Source organism: Methylobacterium longum, from assembly GCF_022179385.1.
In the GTDB taxonomy this organism is placed as follows: domain Bacteria; phylum Pseudomonadota; class Alphaproteobacteria; order Rhizobiales; family Beijerinckiaceae; genus Methylobacterium; species Methylobacterium longum.
In genome coordinates this window covers 1-1830 of sequence record NZ_BPQS01000118.1, presented here as the reverse complement: position 1 = coordinate 1830, position 1830 = coordinate 1, and the positions used below count along the sequence as shown (strand labels likewise).

The window sequence follows — 1830 nt, the reverse complement described above, 5'->3', positions numbered from 1 at the left end:
TAGCCGAACTGCCTCAGCACGAAACTCGGGGGTAAAGGTCTGCTTCCGGTCTGCCATCGGAACCCTCCTCCTTCAGGAAAAGAGCTCTCCACTTTCTCGAGGCAAGTCCAACCAGTGCGGTGACGCGGCGATAGCCGTAGCTCGGGCGGGCATCGACGATCGCGCGGATCGTCGGCAGCAGCCGCGCATCCTCGGGCTTGCGGTAGGGACCGCGCGGCTGGGCGGGGCGGCTCAGGCGCTCGGCCAATTGGGAGCGGGCCACGCCGAGCGTGTCGGCGACCGCCTTCACCGCGAACCGCCCGTCGAACCGCCCCAGGAGCTGAGCGGCGAGGTCGGTTTTTTTGTGCGCGCGAGGGCGAGCGCCTCCTTCAGGATCTCGACCTCCATGGTCTTGCGCCCGAGCAGGCGTTCGAGGTCGCGCACGCGCCGCTCCAACTCGCGAACCCGGCTGGTGCCGACGACCTCCTCGTCGGCGTGCACGGCCTGATGGCCGCCCTCCAGCATGCGCCGCTTCCACGAGAACAGCAGGCTGGGCGAGAGGCCGTAGCGACGGGCGACGAACGACACGGATGAGCCGGGCTGCTGGCTCTCCTCGACGAGGCGGATCTTCTCGGTGGTGGACCAGCGCCGTCGACGCTGAACGCTGGTCAGGATCTCGCCGTGCACCGGCGGGGCGGTCGGATCGGATGACATAGCCTTACCCATAGGCCAACGCCTATGCCTTCGTGAGCTATGCTGCCTGTCCGGTCAAAACGGGGTGCGGTTCAACGGGCGCCAACGTGCATGACAGCCGGATGCTGGAGGCGGTCGTGGATGCCGTCCCGCCCATCCGCCAGTGCTGGGGACGACCGCGCAAGCGTCCCTCTAAGCTGCACGCCGACAAAGCCTACGATCACCGCCGCTGTCGCCAGGCGCTCACCCGCCGTCGCATCCAGCACCGCATCGCCAGGCGCGGGATCGAGAGCAGCCAGCGCCTGGGACGGCACAGATGGGTGGTCGAGCGGACGCTGGCCTGGTTCGCCCAGTTTCGCCGCCTCGCTATCCGCTACTAGCGACGGGCCGACATTCATCTCGCTTTCTCGACGCTGGCCGCAGCCCTCATCGTTTGGCGCTTCATCGAGCGCTGGTTTTGTTAGACGCTCTTAGGTGGATGGCGAAAGATCGATCGGCATCCGCGCTTCCTTCTGCGTGTATAAGATCTCTTGACGCAGACGTTCGTCACGAAGCTCTGCTCAGAGACATCCGCCTTTCTGCAAGCGACATAGATGCTCTTGCCTTGCGTTGTCCCTACCTCGATCTGGCGCAGCGTCAGCATGAACTGTTCAGCTCCCGGCTTCTGTCTTGGCTTCATCCACAACTCCTCTGGACTAGGCCGATCCTTTCAGTTAGCCCAGTCCAAAGCCGGCCGGTCAGGTCACCATCCGTCAAGTTGAAAGATTAAATCGTCGCTAGCTGTCTGGATGTGAGACCTCCTTGGCCTCTTCAACGATGCGGAGGGCGCGTTTGATGAGACTGGAACTGGGTTGTCTGTAGGTTGGGTTCGCCAATGCGGGATCAGCTTCGAGGCGCTGACGCAGCACCATCTCGGGCGAGAGCCCATTGAGTACGCGCTGCCGGCGGCCGTTGTAGGCCGCGTTGAAGCCGCGCAGCACGATCTCCAGGTCGGCGTGGCGGTAGAGCGTGATCCCTACCACCTCCCGCTGGACGCGGCCGTTGAAGCGTAAGCGCTGTCTGGGCGGCACCTTCCGGCAGACGGCGTGAAGGCGACATACGGAGCGGATTGGGAGCTCCGTCACATGTCGATGTCAGGGCGTATGGCTATGTCGGAGC

1 protein-coding gene and 2 pseudogenes are annotated in these 1830 nt (G+C 64.4%); 1 reads left to right on the top strand and 2 read right to left on the bottom strand.

Annotation, left to right across the window (positions count from 1 at the left end):
* Nucleotides 1-94 precede the first annotated feature (94 nt).
* Nucleotides 95-705, bottom strand: a pseudogene (locus MFF58_RS31550) (transposase); the annotation flags it as partial.
* Between the two features lie 62 nt (nt 706-767).
* Here MFF58_RS31550 and MFF58_RS31545 point away from each other — a divergent pair.
* Nucleotides 768-1136, top strand: a pseudogene (locus tag MFF58_RS31545) (transposase); the annotation flags it as partial.
* Between the two features lie 312 nt (nt 1137-1448).
* Here MFF58_RS31545 and MFF58_RS31540 read toward each other — a convergent pair.
* Nucleotides 1449-1742, bottom strand: coding sequence for a hypothetical protein (locus tag MFF58_RS31540; protein WP_238294248.1), 294 nt, complete (start codon nt 1740-1742; stop codon nt 1449-1451).
* Nucleotides 1743-1830: the final 88 nt, after the last annotated feature.